The sequence below is a fragment of the Gimesia aquarii genome (assembly GCF_007748175.1).
GTDB classification, from domain to species: domain Bacteria; phylum Planctomycetota; class Planctomycetia; order Planctomycetales; family Planctomycetaceae; genus Gimesia; species Gimesia aquarii_A.
Genome location: NZ_CP037422.1, coordinates 6114990 through 6140712 on the forward strand (window position 1 = coordinate 6114990; position 25723 = coordinate 6140712).

At 42.6% G+C, this 25723-nt stretch carries 19 protein-coding genes and 1 tRNA gene; 4 read left to right on the top strand and 16 right to left on the bottom strand.

Features of this window, described 5'->3' with window-relative positions; all coding sequences use genetic code 11:
* Positions 1-3 precede the first annotated feature (3 nt).
* The 3 genes from V202x_RS23210 (at position 4) to V202x_RS23220 (ending at position 2980) form a co-directional block, all read left to right on the top strand.
* Positions 4-390 (top strand): hypothetical protein, encoded by a 387-nt coding sequence (locus tag V202x_RS23210; RefSeq protein ID WP_144986045.1) that lies wholly within the window; start codon positions 4-6, stop codon positions 388-390.
* A 189-nt stretch (positions 391-579) separates the two neighbouring features.
* Positions 580-939, top strand: a complete 360-nt coding sequence (locus V202x_RS23215) for a hypothetical protein (protein ID WP_145179201.1) — start codon at positions 580-582, stop codon at positions 937-939.
* A 319-nt stretch (positions 940-1258) separates the two neighbouring features.
* Positions 1259-2980: an ATP-binding protein gene (locus V202x_RS23220; RefSeq protein ID WP_145179202.1), complete on the top strand. Its 1722-nt coding sequence runs from the start codon at positions 1259-1261 to the stop codon at positions 2978-2980.
* A 12-nt stretch (positions 2981-2992) separates the two neighbouring features.
* Here V202x_RS23220 and V202x_RS23225 read toward each other — a convergent pair whose 3' ends face one another.
* The 5 genes from V202x_RS23225 to V202x_RS23245 all read right to left on the bottom strand — a co-directional run bounded on the left by V202x_RS23225 (position 2993) and on the right by V202x_RS23245 (position 13071).
* On the bottom strand, positions 2993-7363 hold the full coding sequence (locus V202x_RS23225) for a serine/threonine protein kinase (protein WP_145179203.1): 4371 nt from the start codon (positions 7361-7363) through the stop codon (positions 2993-2995).
* Positions 7364-7610: 247 nt separating this feature from the next.
* Positions 7611-8510 (bottom strand): hypothetical protein, encoded by a 900-nt coding sequence (locus V202x_RS23230; RefSeq protein WP_145179204.1) that lies wholly within the window; start codon positions 8508-8510, stop codon positions 7611-7613.
* Complete coding sequence (locus tag V202x_RS23235; protein WP_232098663.1) at positions 8507-10177, bottom strand: S41 family peptidase; 1671 nt, start codon at positions 10175-10177, stop codon at positions 8507-8509. The genes V202x_RS23230 and V202x_RS23235 overlap by 4 nt, the downstream gene beginning before the upstream one ends.
* A 450-nt stretch (positions 10178-10627) precedes the next feature.
* Positions 10628-11860: a peptidase T gene (pepT, locus tag V202x_RS23240; protein ID WP_145179205.1), complete on the bottom strand. Its 1233-nt coding sequence runs from the start codon at positions 11858-11860 to the stop codon at positions 10628-10630.
* 53 nt (positions 11861-11913) lie between these two features.
* Positions 11914-13071, bottom strand: a complete 1158-nt coding sequence (locus tag V202x_RS23245; RefSeq protein WP_145179206.1) for a sialidase family protein — start codon at positions 13069-13071, stop codon at positions 11914-11916.
* A 282-nt stretch (positions 13072-13353) separates the two neighbouring features.
* Here V202x_RS23245 and V202x_RS23250 point away from each other — a divergent pair.
* A tRNA-Met gene (locus V202x_RS23250) sits at positions 13354-13427 on the top strand.
* A gap of 56 nt (positions 13428-13483) precedes the next feature.
* Here V202x_RS23250 and V202x_RS23255 read toward each other — a convergent pair.
* The 11 genes from V202x_RS23255 to V202x_RS23305 all read right to left on the bottom strand — a co-directional run bounded on the left by V202x_RS23255 (position 13484) and on the right by V202x_RS23305 (position 25497).
* Positions 13484-13819, bottom strand: a complete 336-nt coding sequence (locus tag V202x_RS23255; protein ID WP_145179207.1) for a hypothetical protein — start codon at positions 13817-13819, stop codon at positions 13484-13486.
* A gap of 501 nt (positions 13820-14320) precedes the next feature.
* A complete protein-coding gene (locus tag V202x_RS23260; protein WP_145179208.1) occupies positions 14321-15166 on the bottom strand; it encodes a hypothetical protein in 846 nt (281 codons plus the stop codon).
* A gap of 82 nt (positions 15167-15248) precedes the next feature.
* Positions 15249-15776 carry a class I SAM-dependent methyltransferase gene (locus V202x_RS23265; protein WP_145179209.1) on the bottom strand — a complete coding sequence of 176 codons (528 nt, stop codon included), beginning with the start codon at positions 15774-15776 and terminating at the stop codon, positions 15249-15251.
* Positions 15776-17977 carry a glycosyltransferase family 2 protein gene (locus V202x_RS23270; RefSeq protein WP_145179210.1) on the bottom strand — a complete coding sequence of 734 codons (2202 nt, stop codon included), beginning with the start codon at positions 17975-17977 and terminating at the stop codon, positions 15776-15778. Before V202x_RS23270 ends, V202x_RS23265 begins: the two co-directional genes overlap by 1 nt.
* A gap of 24 nt (positions 17978-18001) precedes the next feature.
* On the bottom strand, positions 18002-18385 hold the full coding sequence (locus tag V202x_RS23275) for an iron-sulfur cluster assembly scaffold protein (protein ID WP_145179211.1): 384 nt from the start codon (positions 18383-18385) through the stop codon (positions 18002-18004).
* Between the two features lie 49 nt (positions 18386-18434).
* Positions 18435-19139 carry a hypothetical protein gene (locus V202x_RS23280; protein WP_145179212.1) on the bottom strand — a complete coding sequence of 235 codons (705 nt, stop codon included), beginning with the start codon at positions 19137-19139 and terminating at the stop codon, positions 18435-18437.
* A gap of 52 nt (positions 19140-19191) precedes the next feature.
* The gene (locus tag V202x_RS23285; RefSeq protein ID WP_145179213.1) at positions 19192-20736 is read right to left on the bottom strand and encodes a class I SAM-dependent methyltransferase; all 1545 of its coding nucleotides are present in this window, start codon (positions 20734-20736) and stop codon (positions 19192-19194) included.
* Between the two features lie 57 nt (positions 20737-20793).
* Complete coding sequence (locus V202x_RS23290; protein WP_145179214.1) at positions 20794-21813, bottom strand: glycosyltransferase family 9 protein; 1020 nt, start codon at positions 21811-21813, stop codon at positions 20794-20796.
* 1779 nt (positions 21814-23592) lie between these two features.
* Positions 23593-23814: a hypothetical protein gene (locus V202x_RS23295; RefSeq protein WP_145179215.1), complete on the bottom strand. Its 222-nt coding sequence runs from the start codon at positions 23812-23814 to the stop codon at positions 23593-23595.
* 387 nt (positions 23815-24201) lie between these two features.
* Positions 24202-24909, bottom strand: a complete 708-nt coding sequence (locus tag V202x_RS23300) for an ankyrin repeat domain-containing protein (protein WP_145179216.1) — start codon at positions 24907-24909, stop codon at positions 24202-24204.
* A gap of 348 nt (positions 24910-25257) precedes the next feature.
* Positions 25258-25497 carry a hypothetical protein gene (locus V202x_RS23305; RefSeq protein WP_145179217.1) on the bottom strand — a complete coding sequence of 80 codons (240 nt, stop codon included), beginning with the start codon at positions 25495-25497 and terminating at the stop codon, positions 25258-25260.
* Positions 25498-25723: the final 226 nt, after the last annotated feature.

Here is a 25723-nt window from a genome sequence, read left to right on the forward strand (position 1 = left end):
TGAATGTCCAAACATAGCAACTACTTAGCCATTATACTCAGCATGCTTTTTTTGCAAGTAGGCTGTAAAACCATTCCCGACTATCATCAGCCTGCTGGATTTAGTAGTACCTACCATCAGAAAATCTATCCAGAAACGGCCATCGCTTCTTTACCCGAAAGTTCGGCAGTGCGGGAGAAAGCTGATCAAGGAGTCTTTTTCCCCAACGACGTCAAAGTTAAACAACCCAAATATCATGCACCACTGGCTGAAATCAGAGGCCCCATCACTGATGAAGAGTTGAAGAATACACGACGACGTTTGCAACTGGATAGCCTGCGAAGAGCCGATGAATTCATCAATCAAGAGCCAATCTACAACCAGAATTTCCCGGCTCCCGCCGCCTGGTAGTCCAAGTCTAGATTTCGTTTGAATGCCTGCCTTTGTAAAGATTACATATTTCAGAAAACTGGAATTCCGCCTGATATTCTGCTTTTGACAGAATTCTTAATAAGAGTTATCTTCCTGGCCTTGCTTGCTGAAAATTTAACTGTGAAATGATCTTCACAGTATATTGCCGAAACGGGAAGGACCCCAAACGTGGTAACTGGTCAACATATTGTTGTCTTTGATGGTTTAAATGAAACAGAAGAAGTTCTGAAAGCAGTATTAGAGCCACAGGGTTGTCGGGTTAATCGAGTACGAATGCAGAACAGAGTTGAAGTTTCCGGTCATCAAGAAACTCCCAGTATTATTATCGTGCATGATGATGATTCGACTGAATCCACAACAAATCAGCTCGGTTGGAACGAAGTCCCCAAAGTTATCATTGGTTCAGTAAAGGCACCAAAACCAGAGAATACTACTGCTTCCACTCGCTTTCTCGTTCAACCATTTCAATACGCCGAATTGATTGATTCGATTGAAAGTCTCTTGCAACAACCTCAGTCAACGCATTGACGACACGTAATTTCTCCCCACACATCTCAGTTCGGGCTGAAGCTAGTATTTGAACATGGCTTCCCATTGGGATATGATGCTAATTAGGGTGAAAATTACACAAAATGAGCAATGGCAACAATGAAGCGATACAATGTCCCCCCCATGGTGGATGCACGTTTGCAAAGCTTATATAAGAGCTGACTAGCGGGAATCCTGATACTCAACTTATTCAAGAATAATCTAAATGAATCAATCCAGATATTTGCTCACTTTGAATAGATAGCAGACAATATCTCAACGTGCTGCAGGTCCAGTCGTTGGCTGGGAACAACAAACAATGAAAAGGTTTATTGAGAAAGAGGTATCCAAAGCAACGCTACTGGTAATCCAGGGTGTTGATTTGGGAACTCGGTTTAAGCTCGGCACTGAACCAGCGGGAGTAGGGCGAGGTGTTCGAAACGAAATTCGGATCCTGGATACCGAAGCATCCAGACGACATGCCCTGATTTCATTCAAAAATGGTTCCTACATCATCACCGACCAGAATAGCTCTAACGGCACCCTGGTAAATGGAACACAAATTCAATCGATTAAATTAAACAATGGAGACCACATCTTAATCGGTCGCAGCCTGCTTCTTTTTTCGAATCAATCAATCGATGAAGATTCCCGCTATATGGCTGAGAAGGTCGATTTAATCAGCAATGAGGAATCTCACCACTCCAGTATTACACACGAAGTAAATCACCACTTCGATTCTGTGATTCTTGATACAGCCGACGTTTCTGGAATTATTCCACAACATGAAGTTCAAAATGACCTCCAAGCGCTTTATCGTGTTGCTGAGGCTTCTGTCAGCCCGACCATCTCCCAGGAAGAACTGCTCAAACGAATTCTCGACCTCACAATAAATACCGTAGGCGCGGACAGGGGCTGTATGTTGATCACTGACCCGCAATCGGGTGAAATCCTTCCGCAGATCTATAGTAGTAGAGAAAAGATAAAAGCTGGATCGCGTATGCCGGTCTCTCATAGCATCGTTGATTATGTCCTCAATAAAAAACAGGGAGTCCGTACTTCGGACGCACAGCGAGACCAGCGTTTTGATGGAGGAGGCAGTATTCTCCAGGCAGGAATCCGTGAAGCCATGTGTGTTCCCATGCAGGGAAGACACGAATTAATGGGGGTCATTTATGTCGATACGACAACATCACATCCTGAAAGCCTGCTAAAAAATGGTGCCGTTGAAAAATTCAGCGAAGAACATCTGAGATTACTGGTAGCGATCGGGCGTCAGTCGGCACTGGCAATTGAGAACTATCGATTCCAAAACGCCATGTTAAAGGCGGAACGCTTTGCCGCCATGGGACAAACCATTGCCACATTGAGCCACCACATAAAAAATATTTTACAGGGAGTTCGTGGCGGTAGTTATCTGATCGACATGGGCCTGAATAAATCCGAAGAGGATTTAGTACGTAAAGGCTGGAACATTGTTGAAAAAAATCAGAATAAAATCTATCACCTGGTTATGGACATGCTCACTTTCAGCACAGAGCGAAAGCCCGCACTGGAACCAGGATCGATCAACACTCCCGTCAAAGACGTTTATGAATTGATGCAAGCACGGGCTGAAGAATGTGGTGTTAAACTAAAGTGTGAACTGGCAGAAGATCTCCCAGACTCTGTTTTTGATCATGAGGGAATTCATCGAGCTGTTTTGAATATTGTGATCAACGCCATTGATGCCGTAGAAGGTTCTGAGAGCGAAGGGATTGTCCTGATCGAAACCACGTTTTTAGCCAAATCTGATCAGATTTTAGTTATGATTTCTGATAATGGTGCAGGCATTCCAGAAGAGCAAATCAGCAAAATCTTCAACCTGTTTGAATCGACAAAGGGTGCAAGAGGCACTGGAATCGGACTTGCTGTGAGTCAGAAGATTATTCGAGAACATGGTGGCGAAATCAAAATCGAAAGTGAACCAGAGAAAGGCTCGCGTTTCACGCTCTCCATCCCCTGTCTGGATGAAGATCATCCACCAGTTGCTACCTTGTAGAACCATCGCTTTTTAAAAGGCGAGCTTATTTCGTCCAGGTTTAGAACGGCTGTTACTGCTTCCTTTCAAGTTCTGTTCTAATTCAGATAGATTTGCCCCAATGGGCTGTTTTAATTCCGACCAGGTTGCAGCCTTACAAGTTGACAAAAGTTGAAAATCACTTGACATAATTTTAACTAAAGGCGGAAGCTTCTGTTCTTGTAAGATGATCCCTCCTGGTGAAACTAACGGACGTTGAGTCACCTCCTCGCCGAATAGACTTTTCATAGCCTCCAAAAATGTGGTGCTCGTTGATTGAGAAGCATTCCCACTCTCAGCCAGTAAATTCAACCGCTCAATCATAAAGCCATTCGAACTACCCCACCACTGGATTAACTTTTTCTTCTGGAGAGAGGGGGGAATAGCAAATAAAGATACAGTCCTTGATAAATCTGCACGAACAGCGGAAGTTGAGGGTGCTGGCATAAATATCGAATCGTCGGCAAAAATTTGTAAAGAACCTGTGCCTGCTGAAGTTCCGAGAGACTCTTGAAATGTAAAAACAGATCCTCCTGGAGCAAACGTGCTTTGTTTCAAAGACACTTGAATTGACGGCGAACCCGATCTTGGTGCATCAAATGTAAAAAGATTTTGCAATCCTAATAAGAGGCCATTTTGAATCTCTAGACTAAGTCGTAATGCGCGTGACTCAACAATCGTTCCAGAAGCAGTCAGAAAAGAACGATCGATCATAACCTGGCTCGTTTGCTTCGCAGCAGCAGGCTCCACATACACAACAGATTGAAAGCGTTTCTCGTTGAACAACATCGCTTTCAAAACACATTGGTCCAATGCCACTCGACTATTCTGGCAAATCAGAAAATGCTTAGGAATGACACCTCTTCGTTCAGCTGCAATTTGGAAGTTACCACCGACCATCTCCAAAGTCGAGTTTCTTGATGTGAAGAATGAAGAAATCGCAGTCGACTTTTTATCTCGAGAACGTTTTGGAGTAGCAGAAGGTGACAGTTTTAATTGTACGATAAGTGGGCTACCACCTGCTTTTTGCTGAAATTGCAAACGTACCTGTTTATTCTCTAATATGATGGGAGAGGTGTAGCAAATTCCTTCGCCATTTACGAGAACATTCGTAGGGCCTGATATTGCCGAACTTTTGAGAAACTCACTTAGATCACCTTTTGTCATGTCGAAGGTAACCGTTTTCGCTTTTGTGAACACTTTACGAAGTTGATCATAATTTTGAGGTCTATCCTGATACGCGCTGATTCGTTTCAGTTGGCCTTGGGAAAGAGATGTTAATTTGGCAGGGTCACAGCCTGCAATCAGTCCTCCTTCGGAAATCGCATAAACACTCTTCTGTTTGGAAAAATCCAGTAGAGACTTCACAAAAGCTGGAGTACGTAATTCACTCATTTTAGGAGGAATTTGATTATTAAATGCGTCTTCTGATACAACTTCTCCCCAGCTTTGCTGCCAGATACGGTGAGAATCAATTTGAAACATGTTATGAGTGTTATCGGAATCTATAGATTTTAAATAGAGAGGCCACCCCCACAGCAAACTGCTTTCCAATTGAAATTTGAGCCCACTGAAACGACTTTTATTTTGTGCGCGTAATTTATCCTGAGGCCAATTGATCAAAGAAACCATGGATGATTGCTTTTCCTTTGGATTGCCTATCAAAACAGAATTCACGACGATTATATCGGTCTGTAAGGGTGAGATTTTTGCTGTAGCATCCTGTCCAGGTTGATTTAATTTTTTTGTTTCTATTGGACCATTCAACTCAAATATGGAACGGTCAGAGAGCAGGGTACTGGAAAAGATTCTGAAAATACACGGAACATTACGTGCTTCCAAATCGCTATTGGATTTGGGTTTTATCTCCTGAGATGCCAGCTCCAGACAAGGACTTCCCTTCGTAGAAATAAAGCAATTCGAAACCAATACGTCAGCATAAGGCTGGTCGACATGAATTGCTTTCAGCTCGTCACCTGTAATCACAGAATTTTCCAGGAGAATACGTGTTTCTCCTTGAGGCCTTGCTGTTGTTGCACGAATCTTACCGATTGAATTTACCAACCGAAAGGTCCTTTTTTGATTCGCTCCAATCAACCCAAAAGAACAGTTCTGAAATGTGATGTCACTCTGATTGATCTTAAAAATATCGCATGTGCCAGAATCTGGAAATTGAGAAACATCACACAAAAAATGAATGCCTTGTAAACGAAGTACTCCACCAGAAAACGAGATCACATTTAGTTCTGTTTGCTTCTGTGTGACTTCATCCGCCTGAATCACTACAACCGGGTTCTGTTCCGAATCCGCCATAAGAATGAGTTCTGAGATATTTTGGAGACGATGTGGTTTCAGTAGAAAAGGTCCTTGGCCAAGCAGACGAATCACTGCTCCTTTTGAAGTGACAGCTTTCATCGCACTATTCAAACTTTGATAGATCCCGGCTTCTGACTTCCCTTTAGCTACTTTCAAAAGCGGTAAATTGGGATATGCTTTGCTGCCATTGCCTCCCCTGAGCGACATGAATCCAGTACCCCATCGAGGCAGATGCTTTTTTTCCTGACCTCGCACTGCCACATTTTGCCACTTCTCATTCGGTTTTTGATTCTGATCAGCCGCCTGACTCTTTTCCGCGTTGCTGTTGTCATCAGAATCACCAACCGGTTTCTGGCTCGAATCATCATCAATCGACTTTGCTTGATCGGTGTTTTCATCAGGATTCTGAGCTTCAGAGTCGTCTAGATTTGCCTGCTGCTGTTGCTGCTGATCTGCTGATGCAAAGGGATTGTTCCCTTTTCCCTGTGGAGTAGGAGCGGATGAACTAAAAGTTTTGATGCCCCACCAGATCAGTAGAATCAACAGGATCATTCCACCAATTAGCTTGGCAATCTGTATGTAATCTACGGCGACACCAGTTTCGGAAGTAGATGTATCGCTCGGAGTAACTGGAACCTTTTTCCGAGAAGACTTCTGAGGACGGCTTGCCGCTACAGATTCTCTCCGAGACTTTTTAGGCTTCTGAGAAGTTGGCTTTGTTCGCTTTTGTTGCTTGACAGGGGCTTCTTGTTTTTTCGAACGTGCAGTCTCCCTCGCTTTCATCGCAGAATCAGAAATCACCGAACCTTCTTCAATTGGAGAAGCGGGATCTTGTGTTCTCGAAAACTCGGTTGTTTCATCGGCAGCTGGTTCTGGCTCAACAGTTTTTTTTACACGTTTGTGCGAACGTTTCACCTCGGGCACAAGAGTTTCCGATTCAATCTCTACTTCCGCAGCCAACTTCTCTAAATCGAAGCTGGTACTGAGACGGCTTGATGTTTCTTCTTCGGTTGTCTCAGTTGGGCTACTGTAATCGGGCATAAATTGATTGATTTGAAAATCACTACTATCTGACGATTCATTTGCAATAGTTTCAAGTGTTGCCTGCTCACTATCCGATTCATCACTGGCCAGTGCTTCCAGAACGTTGTTGTCGACATTCGATCGTTTTAGGTTTGAATTTTTTAAGTCTTCCAGTAACTCTTCGGGGTTTTGGTATCGATCATTTTGCGATTTTGCCATCATCCGCTGAATAATGGCCACAATTCCCTCAGGTACTCGGTCATTTAACTGCCGTGGATCGGGTGGGGGAGTGGAAGCATGCGCAGCCAACTTATTGGTCAGACTTCCTTCGGAAAAGGGAGCACGCCCAGTTAACATGTGATACCAGGTACATCCCAAAGAGTAGATATCACTCCGAATATCTGCAGCCTTGCTGTCTCGCGCCTGTTCTGGCGCCATATAATCCACTGTCCCCACAGTGGTACCGGCCCGCGTAATACTTGTCTCTGTATTATCATCAATTGACCGCGCCAGCCCTAAATCTGTCAGTTTAACGACGCTATCCTGCCGAATGAGAATATTCGCAGGCTTGATGTCTCGATGCACAATGCCCTGCTGATAGGCATGAGCCAATGCTTTTGTGACCTGCGTGATAATTTCCAGTGAACGGCGAACTGGAACGCGATTCCGTTTACTGATCAGATTATGTAAGTCCGTACCCTCTACATATTCTAATGCAATATAAAGATAACCATCTTCTTCGCCCGCATCATAAACAGAAACAATATTCTCATGACGCAGATGTGCGGCTGCTTGACCTTCCGCCTTAAAGCGTTTAACAAGTACGGGATTCTCTGCTTTGTCGCGGGGTAAAACTTTCAAAGCAGCCAGCCGATTCAATGTCGTATCCCGGGCAAGAAAGACTGCTCCCATGCCTCCGGCACCGATTTCTTTTTGAATCTGATACTTACCGAGTGATTCCAGTTTGGGGACGCGCGCGGACTGGCGTTTTTTCCTTTCAGGAGTCTCCTTATTCCGCTTGGCCATCGCCTACCTCAGAACTGTCTGAATCGACAAATTCAAAAAACGCTTCACTTGCAGCATTCGTTTTTTGAATAATCAAGAATTGATTTCATGCTATTAGTTACATGAAGCTGGAAGACTATATATCATAAGGGGTTGGAAGGGGAGAGTCAAAATAGACTCTCTTTCTTTTCGATATTTCTGAGACAATGAATTCAGAAACTTTCTGCCCTGTAGCATCTTTTGTCGTCGGAATGTTCGTTAAGTCGGTTTATATTGCATCTGCCCAGTCCAGGCACTGAACAAGCCCCGATTTCATGCCACAAATGCACCATTGACCAAAGGGGTCGCAGGCAACTTCAATCGCGTCGTCTGGAATAGCGCCCCCCCAGAGAAGTTTTCCTTCCTCGTTTAACCAATACAATTCCTGCTCAACGGTCGCAGCGACAATTCGACTTGCCGTATAATCACAGGCAATCACTTTTGGTGTTCCTTCGAAAACAAGTGTACCTGCCGTCTCTCCTTCGTGATCAAAGATTAAGATCCCGTAGTTGAATCCTGCGAGATAAATCCGACGTGCATCACCGGCGAGAGCAATCCCGCCACAATTGGACCAATGTTTTTCACTCCAGATGCAATTACCTTCCAAGTCGTAACAACAGAGCAAACCATTCTCTGCAGCACCGATTAAATGTGGCTCTGTGACTTGAAATTGCAAATAACTGAGAGGGCGAATGGTTTCAAAGCTAGAGACCTTTTTCTTCTGTGAGTCTATGAGAATCGTTTTTCCACTGGCAATGCTCACGGCGATGTAGTCACCATAAGAGTCCATCGTAATTGCTAAACATTCAACAGAAAAAGAAATCGCCCATAACACATTCAGATCGCGATCAAAACAACAAATATTATTATCGGCGTAAATTGCGGCTCCCAATTTACCACGGTCACTCCAGTGAACGAGCTGTACGTCTTTAATACCGCGATTTAGATGCAGGAACTGTCCCTGTCGATCTAATAAATAAAGGCCGCCTGAAATATCGGCGGCCAGAAGTTCTCCTGTTTCCCGTGCCAAGTCCAACGCAAGTAAAGGAGCTTCTGTCGAGAATGACCACCGTAAATCGGGAGTCGGTCCTTTTCCTTGTCTGAGCCAGGTGGCACGTTCATCCATCATGGTGTTACTGCATATTGCCTTTGCAGGATTTGTAATCCACGTTTGATGTCAGAGTCTGCCGCCAGTCGTTGCTCACGTGTCGCACCATACATGGCCGTTTGCAGTTCATCTTTCTCAACCGTGATCTTGGGTTCGATCCCGATCTTACCATAAGTATTTCCTTGAGGCGAATAGAACTTAGCTGTTGTCAAACGTAAACCAGTCGAACCTCGAATAGGAAAGATACTTTGTACCGACCATTTACCATAAGTCTTACGACCAATCACAGTCGCTCGACGATGATCGGTAAGAGCCCCCGCCACGATTTCACTAGCACTGGCACTGTTCTCATCCACTAATAATACTAATGGAATCTTCCAAGTTCCAGGACGATGAGCCGTATAACTCCAGTTCTGATCTGAAACACGTCCACGAGTCGAAACTAATGTGCCTTCTTCCAGAAATCGGTCAAGAACCTCGACCGCCGCTGAAAGCAAACCACCGGGATTTCCACGGACATCCCAAATCAAGGATCGCATTCCCTGGCCATGCAATTTTTTTAACGCAGCATCCAGTTCAGAAGCAGACGTTTTCTGGAAACCTGACATTTTAATGTAAGCAATGCCGTTGTCTTGATCAAGCATCTTCACAATCGGAAAACTTTTCACCTGAACCGCTTTTCTCGTGACTCTGGCAACACGCGTCGCACCACCATCCGGACTTTCCAGCTCTAAAACAACCTGACTTCCAGAAGGACCACGTAAGAGATTGGCAGCCTGATCAGTTGTCATGTTTCGACAATCTGTTTGATCAATGCTAACAATATGATCTCCCGGCAACACGCCTCCCCGTTCAGCGGGACTGTCTGGCAGAACATTGATGAGCAACATCCCTTCGCCAATTTCCGCCTTCATCTCGATGCCAACACCGACAAACTCTCCTTCAATATTATCGTAAAGATCACCCAGACGTTCAGGAGTCAGAAAACTACTGTAATCATCGAGTGCATTACAACCACCAAACATGTATTCAGAGACCACTGCCGTGTCACGTAGTTGAAGATATTGGTAAGACAAATCACAAACTTCATTAATCAGTTGGTGTGCCCCGTGATGACTTGAAACTTGTTTGTTCCAATACTTTTCTCTTAAGATACGACGAACTGCACGAATTTTTGCAGGTGGTACATTACTCAAGTGTGTTTTGGTGAACTCGTCATTCGCAAGCGCCAGATAAAGACTCTCAGTACCATGCGCTACATACGATGTTGTGCTAAGCGGATCGACAAAATGTGACTGAATTTTTGATAAAATTTCGTCGAAAAGAATGAATGCTTCACGTCGAGACTGAGACAAGAGAACTTTAGAGAAGCTGTCATCCGTGTAACGTCGATCGATACCAAAATGAATTTTGGCACGACGCAGACCATATTTAATATTGTTGTTCTCAGGCCACTTTTTCAAAGCCGATTCATAATGCTCAATTGCCTTAATCCATTGTCGTGTCTGCTCAAACTCTTCGCCCTTAGCAATGGCCTGGCTTTGTGTCACAGGAATGACAATGGGTAATTCACCGGGGTCTGCATAGGCAAAAGTTGAAGCCAATGCTAACGAACATCCCAATAAATAAACACATATATTACTTGATTGCAGACTCTTCAGAAGCCGCGTCTTAGTAGTTGAAAACATAGTTCCCCCTCTATTCCAGCGATTCATCCTGTTACTGATGGCCGCCACAAGCAGGGCTCATCAATAGCAAGCAGGAAAGTAAGCGCCGGATCGCGCTGCACAAAAATGTACAACGTATATTAAACAATTATCTTGCCGATATGTTTAACATAAGCCACAAAAAATCGATGGTCAAACAATCGTTTTCATGAAGATGTTGCATGATCTGCATAATCGTTTTATTTTTAAATGTCGATTCAAAAGCAGAGAATCGAACAGCTCACTTGAGAGCCGTTGTTTTGCCTTAACCCGTTACGGCTATAGACAGAGGAGGGTCAGTTACCTTTCACCAGGCTTCCTAATCCGTACGATTGGCATAACCGAACCTTAAGCGATTCCTTCAGGAATTATTAAAACAAACAGACAAAATCGACTCAACTCTACATTTAGTATGTTCCACGTTTCGAAATTTCAACATTCTTGCCCCCAGAGAATGGCAAGTTGTTTCAGTACGGCAACCGCCTGTTGCATCTCTTCAAGTGTTGTCCATTCCAAAGGAGAATGAGGATTGTGTTGACCACTGGAAAGATTGGGAGTCGGCAATCCCTTTTCGGTTAATAAAGAACCATCTGTTCCTCCACGAATCACGTCCAACTTAGGTTCCAACCCAGCAGCGCGTGTGGCCTCAATCGCTTTGTGCAACACACGAGGCTCCTTCTGCAAGCCATCGCGCATATTTCGATACTGTTTGTGAATGGTTATCGTAATTTCTGCTTTCGGGTGCTGGGCTCGCAAAGGAGCTGCCAACGATTCCAGGAGCTGTGCATATTCCACTAGTTTTTCCGTCTCAAAATCTCGCAAGATCAAGCGAGCAGATGCCTCAGAGACACTTCCTTCCAGATGATAAGGATGGATAAAGCCCTCTCGGCCCTCTGTCGTTTCAGGACTGAGCGTTTCCGTCGGTAATTTTGAAATCAAATCGCACAAGATACGATTCGCGTTGACCATCACGCCTTTCCCGACAGAAGGATGAGTATTTACCCCACGCACGACAATCACTGCCTGATCTGCCGAAAACGTTTCAGAATCGATGCGTCCACTCCCGTCACTATCCAGTGTGTATGCACAACAGACACCAAACGCATTCAAATCCAACTTTTCGATCCCCCGACCAATCTCTTCATCACAGGTAAAACAGAGACGGATGGGACCATGTTGAATTGAACGGTCTGACATCAATTCCGCAGCAGCAGACATCATGACCGCCACACCTGATTTATCATCAGCTCCCAACAAAGTCGTTCCGTCTGTCGTAATGACCGTCTTGCCTTGCATCGCTTTCAAGCGAGGCTCATCACTGACTCGTAACACTCGCGAAGAGTCTCCCGGGAGCACCAGATCTTCACCTCCATAGTTTTCATGCACAATTGGTTTGACATTTGTGCCTGAGAATTCAGGTGAGGTATCCACATGCGCTACCCAACCAATCGCAGGGACATCTCTCTCAACGGTTCCTGGAACGGTTGCCATCACAATGCCAAATTCGTTGATTGTCACCTCTTCAAGCCCCAATTGTTGACACTCTTCAAACAACATGCGGCTTAATACCAATTGCTTTTCCGTACTGGGAAATGTCGGGCTTGTTTCATCAGACTGGGTATCAATTTTTACATAACGCAGAAAACGATCGAGTAATGTATCCATATAAGCCAACTTTTCTTTTCATGTTTAAAATAAATGAGCGAAATACACGCTGATTAACGTGCGGTTTGGAATTGATCCAAGTCAAAGGCAACAAATTCAATTTTCTGATAGCCGTCGCGTTCGTAAAGCAGACCAATATTCCCATTAGCTAATACCGCCAGGCTGGAATAGGCGGCTGAACCTGGTGTTACCAGTCGCGAGGAAGCCCAGTTTTTTCCTTCGTCTTCACTTAATCGAACCGTCATTTTCGCGCGTTGTTTACTGGCAGGATTACTAAACAGAATTTGCCCTCGCTTTCCCGGTTCAGGAAAACGCACCCGTATCAGACTGGCCTGACATACCGGTTCAATTAACGCAGAGTCGAGTGATTCTTTGGACCATGAAGCTCCACCATCTTCTGAAATCGCAATTGCCCGCCGATTCTTACCATGATAACTTCGCATATTCATCAACAGACGACCATCGTCTAATTCAACAACAGCACATTCATTCGTTTTTTCACCGATTGGTTGGCTAAGCTGCCAAGACTTGCCATGATCATCTGAATAAATCGCATGCGACCGACGCACAACTTTGCCATCCAACGTCACATTATGATCGCAGGGAATCACAAGTCGGCCTTTGTGTGCTCCACGCGTTAGTTGAATTCCATTACCGGGTCCAGTGGCATACCAGGTCCATTCCCGATTTTTCGTAGACTTGGTGATTTCATAAGGAGTCTTCCAAGTCAAACCATCATCGTCTGAAAAACTCATATAAACACGTCGCGTATCCCGCGAGGTTTTGTTTTTGATTTGTTTTTCGTGGTCCTTACCATGATTCCAAGTCAAAGGCAACCAGATACGCGCCGTTGATTGATCAACGACCGGGCAGGGATTGCCACAAGTATTCTCGCCATCGTTCCAGAGAACAGACAATTCTGACCATGTTTTACCATGATCTGTACTTCGCTTGAGAACCAGATCAATGTTTCCACTGTCACGTAAGTTGTTTTTCCGTCCTTCCGCAAATGCCAGCAAGGTTCCTTTGGTCGAAACAACCAAAGCCGGAATACGGAATGAGTGATAACCACCATCACCTCGCTGAAAGACAACGTTTTTGGTGATTGTTTTCAGAGCAGGGGACTTTGTTTCCTGAGCATTGACTTCAGACCGCTCAGCACTCAGAAACAGGAAACTAAGTACAACAAAGAAAGGAAACCATTTTCTCATATTGAGGTGCTCCACTAGCTATTCAAATGCGGTTGATCTGTCGCAGACGAGTATAACGCCACGCGAAATGCCTCACAATCAACCAATTTCGGCTACATTTCTAGTTGAAAACGCTGATTGACTTGCGGTCCGCAAAGAATTTGTTAAGCTGTCGATTCTTCATCGGTATTTTGCCGATAAAGTGAGATAACTAAGGAAGTTAGCACTGGAGAATCGCTTTTCTCTTCGTGCAACATTCATTAGAATAGGGACTATATTCAAGAGTCTGTCCCAACCCATTTTGGCGGTGTAGCTCAGTCGGTTAGAGCAGCGGAATCATAATCCGCGTGTCGGGGGTTCGAATCCCTCCACCGCTACTTGGCCATTTTCAAGAATGGCCACAACTTTCGAAAAACTCGTATTTTCTAGCACTTTATGAACGGCTCGTCTTTTCTTTTGCGAGTCGCCGCGAGTCATAACGGGTGTTTGCGTCCCCAGTTTTGCCGGCAGCGTCATCGAAGTGATTGTCTGTTACAGTCAGGTAGTGCTTGCGGGCGACTGTTGGTGTGTTTCCAAGCCAGGCACAAACCACGTAGGTGGGAAACTGCTGTTCGAGTTCTGTTTGTCGGCTTGACCGGCAGTTTTGAAAAGGTTTTGGCCATTCCTCGACACCAGCACGCCGCACAATCTTCTGAAATGTAGTTCCCAGGTTCTTACCACCATGTCCACCAAGCATTGGAACAACCCACTGTTCGCCTTCATACGCCATTAAGAATGCCTCATTTAGAAATGGCCGCAACTCAGGGAATAAAGGTACAACTCGCGTTCCCTTGCCGTACCGCTTTGTCTTTGGGGCGATCACAGTGAATCGGTCAGCATCCCAGTGGATGTCGGTATTTTGATTTCGCGGAAGAGTTTATGGGAATCAAGTTGCGAACTGCACTGCTGAAATGGGAGAAAATTCAGTATTCCGCGAAAACGAATGTTAAAACAGACATTCTACCCTTGCGGAAAACTCACACCTTTTCGCGTAATCAAGATCTTCCAGACGTACCAAACGTAATTGAGAAAATTTCACTCGATGAAGTTCAAGTAAATTCACACATCGGTTTTTTAGTAAAATCGTTTGAGCGGAAAGCAGCTTGATGAGGCGTGGCGATGATTTGTGCAACTTCGTTTGGTTCGCTACACTCACTTTCACTTCGTTGCACAGATCCATTCTTAACCACTAACAGAAAGGAATGTCAGATTAAGTCTTAACTAATGCAGTTTATTCAATCCAAAGGTTAGAATAATTCACCTTTAACCCTCGATTCGAAAAATCAGTGCGGCTGTGCGGGATGGGCGTGATTCCTTTCACACACTCTCTAGGCTTACCAGAAATGACCATGTCAACACCACCAATATCGATACTCTTTCGCCCAAGTTCTACCGCAAAATTTCCTACCGCAATCGATGTTGCTCCACATGACGAAAGCGCTATATCCCACTCATACTCAGCCATCAGCCGCTTCATCTGTTGCCAATGTGGAATCTTCGACTCAAACGTGCTTGGACACTGTATGCCACCAATTACTTCAAAGTCCCATGTACAACCTTGTGCTTTCAGCCATTCTTTGTCTCTCAATCTTTCAACAACAATCGGAGCCAATCCAGAAATAATTAACACTTTTCGATCTCTTAACGCCTTCCAGAATAACCCATATTCAGCCAACCTATAACAGGCTGCCAAATCGACCTTCTTTTTTTCTCCAGTTGAATGGGTAAATCTGTTAGAGTCCCAAGAAATACCGTATTGTTGGAATGCGACCATTGTAACAGACACATAAACTTGCCATAGCATATTAACTATCAGGATATCGGTATCGCAGATGGCTTTTCCCATATCTGCCCTGAAGTAGTTGCGGTCTTCTATTGTCCAGCCTCCTGCTGCAGTCAATTTCTGTAGAGCTTCTGGATTGACTCCAGGCGTTTTGCTTAACGACTCCTCTCCCAGAAGAGCGACTTCTGAGTCTCCCCAGGGATGTAAATTCACAGGTTGACTGCCTTGCAGTTTATCATATAGCAATTGGGCAGCCTCCTCTCCATGAATAAAACCAAGGCACCATTGTTCCATCTTCATTTCATTAATATCACACCAGCCATCTGGCCAGTTTTCAGGTCCCTGTAGTAGCATAAATTTCTCCAATACCTATGTATTATTCTTGGACTTCGGTGTACCAGATTGATCCCGCACCGTTTTTGTAATCAGGAAGTAATGATTGCAGGGCTGTTTGCACTCCAACATAGTCTCGGTCGTGTCCGGAAAGTATACCGCCACGGCGAATCAGTTTTCTGTACTGTTCAATATCATAACTCACTGCGTCTGTCGTGTGATCCCCATCGATGAACACCATGTCCGCTTTACGTGACCATAGCAGCTTCTCCATGAGAGGCAACGCCTGCTTCGATGTTGCTTCGATTAAAAAGCATTTGCCCTGCTTAATTGGTTGCTGCAAGTTATTTTGAGCAGCAATAATGATATCTGACCGTTGGTCCGAAACTGCTGTTATATAAGGATCAATTCCATAAACAATACCATGGCAATGTTCAGACAGAGCAAGTGTAGAGCGCCCTTTCCAGACACCAATTTCTATGATTACATGGCATTTATCTGCCCGTTGTTGCAACCATCTCAGTTCAGTTGTAGTCATCCAGCCTTGTATGTCTTCAGGAATTATTGTCATTAGTTTATCTTAAATACCTTGCTCTCTTCGTAATGTTCACAGCGACACGACCAGTCGCATATCCTTCGCCACTCATCACCCATTCTGCTAAAAAAATAGGGATCAAGATCGCTCTCGCTGGAAGGTAAAGCCATGACATGTTTCTTTAATAACTCCGATCTAACAACCAGGCAGCCAAAACCGGAACCCCGTATTTCAGTCACTGGACTCTCATCACCACTCGGGGCTTCCGCTCTTAAAACCTTGACCTTGTTTTTAATACCGTCTTTCAACCAGACGATTGCCCCGGAGTGATACCTCGAAGCATAAGGTGCCGAGACACTCCCTACATCAGCATTAAAATGTTTCAATAACCTTTCTAGAACATCATCGGGAGGAACGATATCATCCTCGAGTATCCAACAAAACTGAGTTTCTAACTGCGCTCGCAACTTATTGTAGATACGACAAACAGCCTGCCGGACTTGTGTGATGACTTCCCGATTGCGTCTATTAGCATCCGCTAGTCCCGGAACACCTACGTTCAGCTGGTAGTATCTCACGTCGGTATAATCACAATCGGCTACCCACTGTTTTACCTCTCTTGAAAAAACTTTGTTGCTACTGGTATCACACAGGATAAGATTTATTTGATCGTGGGGCCATTGTTGTCGGTTCAGATACTTTTTCATCCTTTTCCATGCCCATGCCCTGCCAGCCAAAGGTACAAATAAGGTTATGTTTTGGTGATTGATTCCGTGCGAATGAAAATACACATGATTTGTCAGTAGTTTTCGTTGGGTTTTGCTTCGCTGCTCACTATGCATTCGATAGTAAAATATTGAAATTTGTTTTTTAAAGTCCCAGCCGTCAAGTGCCAGCCTTTGAAACATCCAGTAGTCCTCGGCAAGAGCGGCATCATCGATCTGTCTGTCCCAGGCATCACAAAGCAGCAGTGCCTCTCTTCTTATAATCGAGCAACAACTCACGAAATTGTTTCCGGTGAGCAACAGGTCTTTCGAGTACTCGGGAAAGTTAGTTTTTTTATTTGATATTCCAAAATGCTGGCAGTCTGCATAGACAACACCGACATCTCTTTCTGAAAACTCTTTCAGACCGTTTTCAACGTAATCTTCTGAAAGAATGTCATCAGCATCCAGAAAGATAATGAAGTCAGAGTTTGTATTCAAAAAGCCATCGTGTCTTGATTGATGCACGTTCTTGTTTTCAACTCTCAAATACGTTACACCATACTTATTAGAAATTTTCTTTGAAATATCATCATTACTACTGGCATCGTCAACAACAATAATTTCTATATTAGAATGTGTTTGCCCAATCACACTATCCAGGCACTCACTCAGATAATGTCCGTAATTATGGCTTGTGATAATGATCGCTACAGATTCTTGTAAGTTATTATTACCTTTGCTTATTTGATTCGGAATTTTATTAATGCGTTGATTCAATCTGTCATCTGACGAAGCGAACGGATTGATGCTCTCATTAACAATATTTCCTTCCCGCATATTCGTGTTTTCGTGATAGGGAATAAAGACGTCAATGTCATAATTATATGAATTTACTTCGCCACTGCGCTCAATTTTCTTTGGCAAATCCCAGAGTGACTTTTGCTGACTCAGATTAATTAATTGTCCATCATGTAGCTGAAGTTGAATTGTTTTTGTATCTTTTTTACTGACAGGATTTCCATTCATTTTCGGAATTAATTTTATTGAAACCGTGTTTTTAAAATCTTGAAGCGACGAATCGGTTGAGAATGTTTTGATGGTTGTATTTAAGTAATAACTTCTTTCCCAACGTTCGATTCGTTTTTTAACTTGTTGATGCTTCAGCTCGTAATCTGGTCGTGAATTCTGAAAGTAGATTTCAAGACGACATCTTATTTGTTCAATTAATTCTGCGAAGCTCTCATGTTGTGGGAATGAATGTCCGTCTAATTTCAAAAGAAGTTCGCTTTGATTCCACAGAATTTGGTTTTGTGAAATGATATTCATTAGATCGGACGCGATCGCTCTTTGATTATTATGAGAAATTCGATTTTTATTTAGTTCTTCTTTTAAGAATAAAATCGAATAGAGTATTTCTTCTATCGATTTAGTCAAGTCACAATTTGAACTATTACCATTAGTACTACCTTTCTCGGCTTTACTTTCTGAATTTGATAATAAAATCTCTAATTCGAGACATTCCGCTTTCATCAATGTAAGTCCCTTTTTACCAGTTTATTCAATCGTACTCATGATTTGCTTCAATGCTTCAAAAGCAAGGAGCCCACATCGTGTTCTTTGTGGAGACAAGGGGATCCGGATGAATTTGAGCATCATATTGACATCAAAATTCTTTAGGTCCGAAAGTAACTCCCCTTCTATTGACTCGCACAAAATAGACGCCGCTGATTGACTAATAACACATCCTTGTGAAACAACTCTTGCCTGTTCAATTCGGTTATTCACGATATTTAAATCAAGAGTGACACTATCACCGCAAGTACGATTCAAAAGATGTTGACTGACCGTTGGTGATTCCAGCCGTCCTCGATATTTTGTTGATTCAAAATGCTCCTTGAGAAAGTCTTCGTTTTCCTCATCTGAATATTGTTTTTCCATGGCACTCTCTGATTAATTGAAAATTAAAACAACCATACAAATTTAAGGGTCATCTAATTTTCTTGAGAAACTGGTCTGCTTTCCGATGCCCTCTCACTGAGGCAGTAGGATAAATTGTTGATGTGTCACCAATATGCTGTGCCAAACTAGGTGAGTGGACAAAGTATGGTAATTGATTTCGTTCACACCAAAGGCCCACAACGGCATCAATATGTTTCAAGCCATCCGCAGGGCCAAAATCACGATGATTCAAAACAGCAGAATCACTTAACAGTGATCGAGCCGACGGATTTGAAAAGATATAGGCTAGCGCACCCCAGCTTCTCCATCCTCGATCTTCTCGAATAAACTCTGGTGTTATCTTTTGCTGATAATGACTGGGACAATAAATCGAAACAACACCTACTTCTGGAGCGGGCCATAGTTTAAATTCAAGATATTCACGTGTGTTTTCAGAGAAAAGGACATCATCCTGGCATAACAAATATGCTTCTGCTTTAGGATCTCGCAGTACCATTTCTGTCAATGAAAGATACCAATTGGGAAACGCACCTAGCCTCTCATAGCGTTGTACAAAAATAAGGTCATTGAAATCTTCTGGAATCTCGACACCAGGTTCTGCGAATACTTGCAGTCGTTCCCATCCCGCTTTTTTGATGCTGGCAATTGTCTGGCACAACGTAGGCTGCTTACGAGGAGCCGTTGTGATGCCGACTGACCAGTTTGAAATATTTCGAAATTTACAAGCATCCATGCCATATTACCTTATTGAACGATCAACATTTTAAAGGAATTGGGTTTCCGTATTAAGTAATACGAGTCCACCATACTTGTCCCGTAGGAGTGCTTTGAACTTCATTAAATTTTTCATGAACAGCAACTTTTACCGAGTCCCAGTCATAATCGTCACCGGCAATGATTCCTCCTGGTTTGATCTTTTGCATCCAGACACCAATATCGCATAAAACCGCTTGTGATTCGTGACAGGCATCTACAAACACAAAATCCAAACTTGCATTATCAAATAAATTTACCGCGTATCGTGAATCACCGGGTATTAATTTGACACGAACAGAAGGAAAACGAGACAACGTCTCCAAGTAACGAGACCGTGATGGAAGTTGGTGGCCGTCCATAGTCCCATCCAGATTGCCCATAAACGATTCAACGGAATAAAAATCCAAATCACGATTAGCAAAGCGGACACCCAAAGTCATGATGGAGCCCCCCTCATAACTGCCGACTTCTGCATACCGTTTAATTCCAGGGTTGTTTTTCACCAATTCAATCACTTCAGACATACTACCTCCCCCCAGACTTAGTATGCGATGGACGCCGTTCACAATGCGTTCCAAGATTGGCTCTTCCAACTCTTCCCAGAGGATCCGTGATTCTGGATACAATTGAATTATTTGCGGCAGAAAGTCTATTAAGTCTTGTACTAAATGGTGGCTTGCTTCGGGAAGATATTGAAAAGGATCCATTTTCCAATGGCTGCACTTTCCAAACCAAAACATCGTCAGGAACCATACATAGGGATAGGTTTGCAAAGCATATCCATTAAAGATCCGTTCTCGATGACTCTTTGACCAATATTTTTCTGCCCCTCCACAATGAAAAGATCTTTGAGGAGCATCTTCCTGCGAACAATTGATAAACTGATTACCCAGGAAGCTGATAATGGAATTCCAATAAACCCAATGCTGACTCCACAAGTGATTGGGTAACAGCTCAATATCCTGAGTGCGTCCTTCAGCAAAAAGGATCGCGTTGAGGACACCTTGGTCTCCATGACCAGGATGAGATCCCTGACCATTAAATTCAGCAGCATTACAACATTCACTCCACTGTTTCAGAATTCGTTGATTTTCATCAGTCACCGCACAGAAGAATAGAGACGTGCTCATGTACTTCGGATTGTGTACCGGTGCATCAATTCCATAGATCTGATATTTAATGCCATAATCAGTGCCGGTTCCATCTGCACCTCCCAGGAAACCGCCGCTCTGATGACAGCGCTCGATGACATCGTCGACATTACTGCACAAGAGACAGTCCGAGTCAATTCCGATAACGACGTCATACCCTTCACAAAGGTCCTCGCAAGCGTACGCCTTTAATTCCCAGGCATTAATAAATCGAGAGTTCTTTTCCAATTCCTGGGAACTAATCAGCTTAACATGATCATCAGTTTTTAAACATTCCATTTGTGGAGCCGTCAATGGATTATTTTCATTGACAATGACATGAATGCTTGAGTCTGGATGATAGTGTAATACACTGTTCACAGTAGCAAGTGTGCCAGGAAAAAAAGCGTAATCGGTTACTGTAATAAAGGAATAACTTGGCATACTTCTTCGCACATCTCTCTTTAAAGTACTGAATAGGGATGAGGGATGGTTTCCGCTTTAAGCAACGAGTGCTTCTGGAACTTCAACTGAGTTTGTATTGACATCCTTATCATTATATTGAAGGGCACCACCTTCGTAATACATTTCTATGCGTCGAATGACATCCTCTGGTGTGATCATGTTCATGCATTTGGGGATTTGCAGATCTTTGTTGATTTGAACTGGATACAAACAAAGGTCCTGATCTTTGGGATCATTATCGCCCACTGGTTGACAGCGTGATTTCCAGCAGCCTCCCTGATCACAACACCTCAACGCACCATTGGTATTAATGAACTGATGATGTGGGTATGCTTCCCATTGTGCAGGTTCTCGCCCTCCGGCCAAAACGACGGCGGCTCGATTTTTTGGTTTTCCTCGTTTGGTTTCGACGGCGGCTGCCAGGTGCATGGCAAACGTTACCGGACAAACAACGCCATCGGCGTGATACATTAATCTGATGAACTGTCGGGTATCGGTTTTACCAATCAGATTGATGACGCCCTTTAAAGGGGGATGAAAATGTTTTGCTTCACCGCATTGCACAAATTGAATCCGACCACGAAAATGGTCGACCACTTGCTGATAAAAAGCGGGGTTCCACCACTTGGCGGTAAAGTCATATTTCCCCCCGGCCATCATGATCCAGAAATTCCCTTTAAATCCGGTTTCTGCAACTTGCGACATCCAGCGTTTTTCTTGATCTGCTAAATGGATGTCGCCACAGAAATGCGTGACGGGAATTTTGAGCTGGAGTTGCTTTTCCAGATACTGGGTAAACCCGTGGATGAAGTGAAAGGAGTTGGTATTTGCTTGATGCACAAGGGGGTAATGCATCTTAATCGTCGTAACACCTGGTTCCTGAGGATCAAGGGGAGTAATGTAGGGGTTGTTCTCCCAGATCTGCATCGCTGTTGTCTGCACATCGGTTATAAATCGACCAGGATACGCCCGATGCAAATCTCTGACTGCCGCGGTCAGCATGACGATATCACCGGGACTCAATGTGTTTTTAAAGATGAACTTCCGTGGTTCCATATTCAGGCCAATCCTTTGGCTGGATAATGTCTTTTGTAAAATTATGAGTCACTTAACAATTGCTAGATTAAATAAGGGGCAGGTCTATTGGAAATGAGTCCTGCGCCCTTAATCGCCTTTCTTATGCTACATGGTTAGCGTCTTCGTTTTTCAAAAAAAATGACCAATGCTCCACCGATTAAAGGAATAATACTAAATAAGATTAGTGGTATTAGTAAGATTGAAGACCATCGAATAAACTGTTCATTACCTGAAAGGCATCCCAATAGTAAAAGACTCCAACAAATCAGAGCTAGTAAGGTTACTGTCCACTTCCAAACCTTTACCGGATTAATTTGTTTTTTGATTTTCATCTAGTCATTCCCTCTTGCGGAAATGTAAGGGATCAGGTCGATTAAAAATGAGTCCTGACCCTTTTTTGATCTGTCATCATCAATCGTATTCGGCCAGGTGACAAAGTCATCATCTTCTGATGGCTATTTATTTAGTGTATCAACAGTCCAAGTCCGAGTATCGCTAAAAAAAATATTATTACATTAATTCCAACTGAAGCTAAGAAAAAATCAGTTGAGATACGTTTCATAAATAATCTTGCTACCAATACCGTATTATCAATCATGATAACAACTATATTAAATATAGTTATAACAATGCTAAATATAGAACCCCCCCAACCTCCACTTCCAGGATATTCTAAACTGATCTTTACGTAGGAGACAAAAAAGACTGAGAAAAAAACAGCCATTAACCAGAGGGTGATTCGCCATTTTGACCACTTTGAATAAAGCATGGTATTTATGAAGATATAGGCTAGGGGAGGTTCAGTAAAAAACGAGTCCCGACCCTTCTGCCCCTTTTTTGTCCTTTATTATTTTTAATATAGTGAATTATAATCGCCTATGCATTATATCGATTAGATAAAGCAACATTATCAGCACATACATACCAAAATTGCATGCTAATTGAATAATGAAAATGAATAGGCCATAGATAATGCTCATTTTTTTGTGTCGAATATTTTTATAATGAAATGACGAAAAAAATAAGATCATGATCGCAGAAAAAAACAAAAGATTTGTGATAATAAAATGAATCAATTTAGGTGTAGTTAAAGACCCCGACAGCAGATTATAGTTGAACAATTTTTTTAGAGAGAAATCCAAGAGGATGTTAACGGCTACAGTTATCCAGAAGATGAAATATGCGACCTTCGTATTGTTCTGGTATAGTTTCATAAGGGTATCCAATAAGAGCCAATAATGGGTCAGGTCGATTAAAAATAAGTCCTGACCCATTAATCGTTTGATACCTTTGGCTTCATTATTCATTTGGCCTATTCTATTGGTAGAGAACTCCGTCTAAAGATCTTCCTAAAATGTACCGGAAGTAAATGATAATAAAAAAAATGTATATAACATAATTAGAGATTACTTGAATTAAGAAAAACACTACAGCAAGAAATGCGTTGATAACTTTATTCTTCGTTAATTTTATGTAAAAAGAAGAGACTAGTAGTAGCAGAGTAGAAGAAAATGCTAGAGCCCAAAAAAGAGGTCCTAAAACTTTATCTGGATATAGATATACTTCTCCAGGTGCTACTTCCAAGTCCATTCCAATTACTCTAATTAATAAATAATCAAGGACAGTAAGTAGCAAGAAACTAGACCAGAAGATGGAATATGCGACCTTTGTATTGTTCTGGAACAGTTTTTTCATGTTGGTTAAATAAGGGGCTATTAAAATAGAGTCCTGCCTTCTTTTATGTACGTCTCCTGATAACTATTGATCGTCTCGTTTTTTAAATAAAATATCCAACATCGCTAAAATTGATGGAGCAAAGGCAACGCAAACAAAAGGTACCAGAAAAATTAAGGACCATTGAAAGAACCATTCGTCTGCTAATAGGAAGCCTAGTAGTGTAAACCCTCCACAAATTAAAAGTAATAAATTTACTGTCCACTTCCAAACCTTTACCGGATTAATTTGTTTTTTGATTTTCATCTAGTCATTCCCTCTTACGGAAATGTAAGGGTCAGGTCGATTTAAAATGATTCCTGACCCCTTAATACCCTTCTAAGTTCAATTAATCAAAAAATATAAATAAGGCAGCGATCACAGAAAACGGAAAACCGATCCACCCAGCTTGTCGTAACCAAAAAGAAGATGGTGGTGAAAACTTATGTCTCCTAGAGAGAAGCCAAGCCAAGAAAACACATATAATGTTCCAAGCTATTCCACCAGCAACGAGAAGCAATGGAAATGAAAAAGGATTATTCATCTGATTGTGCCTCATAATAAATCCAACATCCACTTCCAGTGTTTTCTAAACTGAGTCTTACTTAGGGAATAAAAAACTGAGAAAAAAACAGCTTACAATAATGGGGATCTTTACTTGATATCTGATTGTTCTTTAAGCAGTTTTTGGATCTCAGGAAAATCCATTCGTTTTGCGATATCCAGGGGTGTTTCATTATTATTATCAAGAAGCGAATTATTTGCTCCACTATCCAATAAGAGTTCAACAAGCATCTCATTGTTATCCTCAACTGCAAAGTGTAATGGTGTTTTTCCCTGTTTATCTTGAGCATCAATTTCTATACCACGCTCAACAAGACCTTTCGTTGTTATAAAGTCCTTATAATCAACGGACATGTGAAGGGGAGACCGCCCTGTATCGGGAGATTTCAGATTTATATTGGCACCTTTTTCTACTAATAATTCGAAACACTCAATGCTTCTTTTATTTGTAAGACCGCTTCCGGCAACAAGCCACATTATGGGGGTCTTGGATTCAGCTTCATCTAGACGGTTTGGATCTTCTCCTTTATTCAGCAAAAGTTTCAGAATGTGCTGATTTGCTTTTTCTGAAGCAGCGTGGATTGGAAATATTCCACCACATGGTTTATCAAACATACCTTGAGAAATTAATTTTTCTGCGTGTGGTGTATTTTCTAGTATGATAGATTTATACAATCCACAAGGATTCTCAGTCGCAGACCAAATAATTATCATCATGCACGCTTGTGCTGATAAGAGTAAAATTACAAGTACTCCTGTCAGGATAAACAATATTTTAATCAACCGTGATTGTTTCACCTGTGAGCCTCAAATACGTCTCGTTAGTCAGTCTGATTTGAGATCATTTCTAAATCAAAGGGGATATTTATAGGGTCAGGTCTATTAAAAATGAGTCCTGACCCTTTTTTCCCTTTTAAGACAACCATGTATATCACCAATTGCGAGTAAGCGTCCCATATAATTGAGTTAACCCCCTCTTGGCTTGATCATATAGTTAAAAAATATTGCTCGTTTAGCGACAAGTAACTTTTTAAAAAACTAATTATTCTGGGCTAGGGGGGGATATTTAAGGTGTCAGGTTTATTAAAAATGAGCCCTGACACCTTAACTCCTTCCCCTAAAATGAGGCGTCCTGTTTTATAGATTTTACCCTTTCTTATCGTCTCCTGAGCGTCTCCAAAAGTACAACATCCAACACCAAGCTGTATGAACGAAGCCGAAGAAACAACCATAATCTACAAGAAAACCAATCCACCACAAACGGGACAGAGATTCATAAGGCAGGAGCCACAGTCCGAAGGAAACCAAAGCACCGCCAACAATGGGTACCCATGATGGTGCCTCATCCTTTACAACCCAGATTCTCCATGCCACTAACCAGTTCATTGCTACTATCCAGCATCCTGCGAAAATCATAATAACACCGATAATATTCATTCGTGGTCTCTCAACTTGGGGATATTTAAGGGGTCAGGTCTTTTAAAATGAGCCCTTTTTTTCCCGCGGTCAGCATGACGATATCACCGGGACTCAATGTGTTTTTAAAGATGAACTTCCGTGGTTCCATATACAGGCCAATCCTTTGGCTGAAAAATTTTTTTTGTAAAATTAT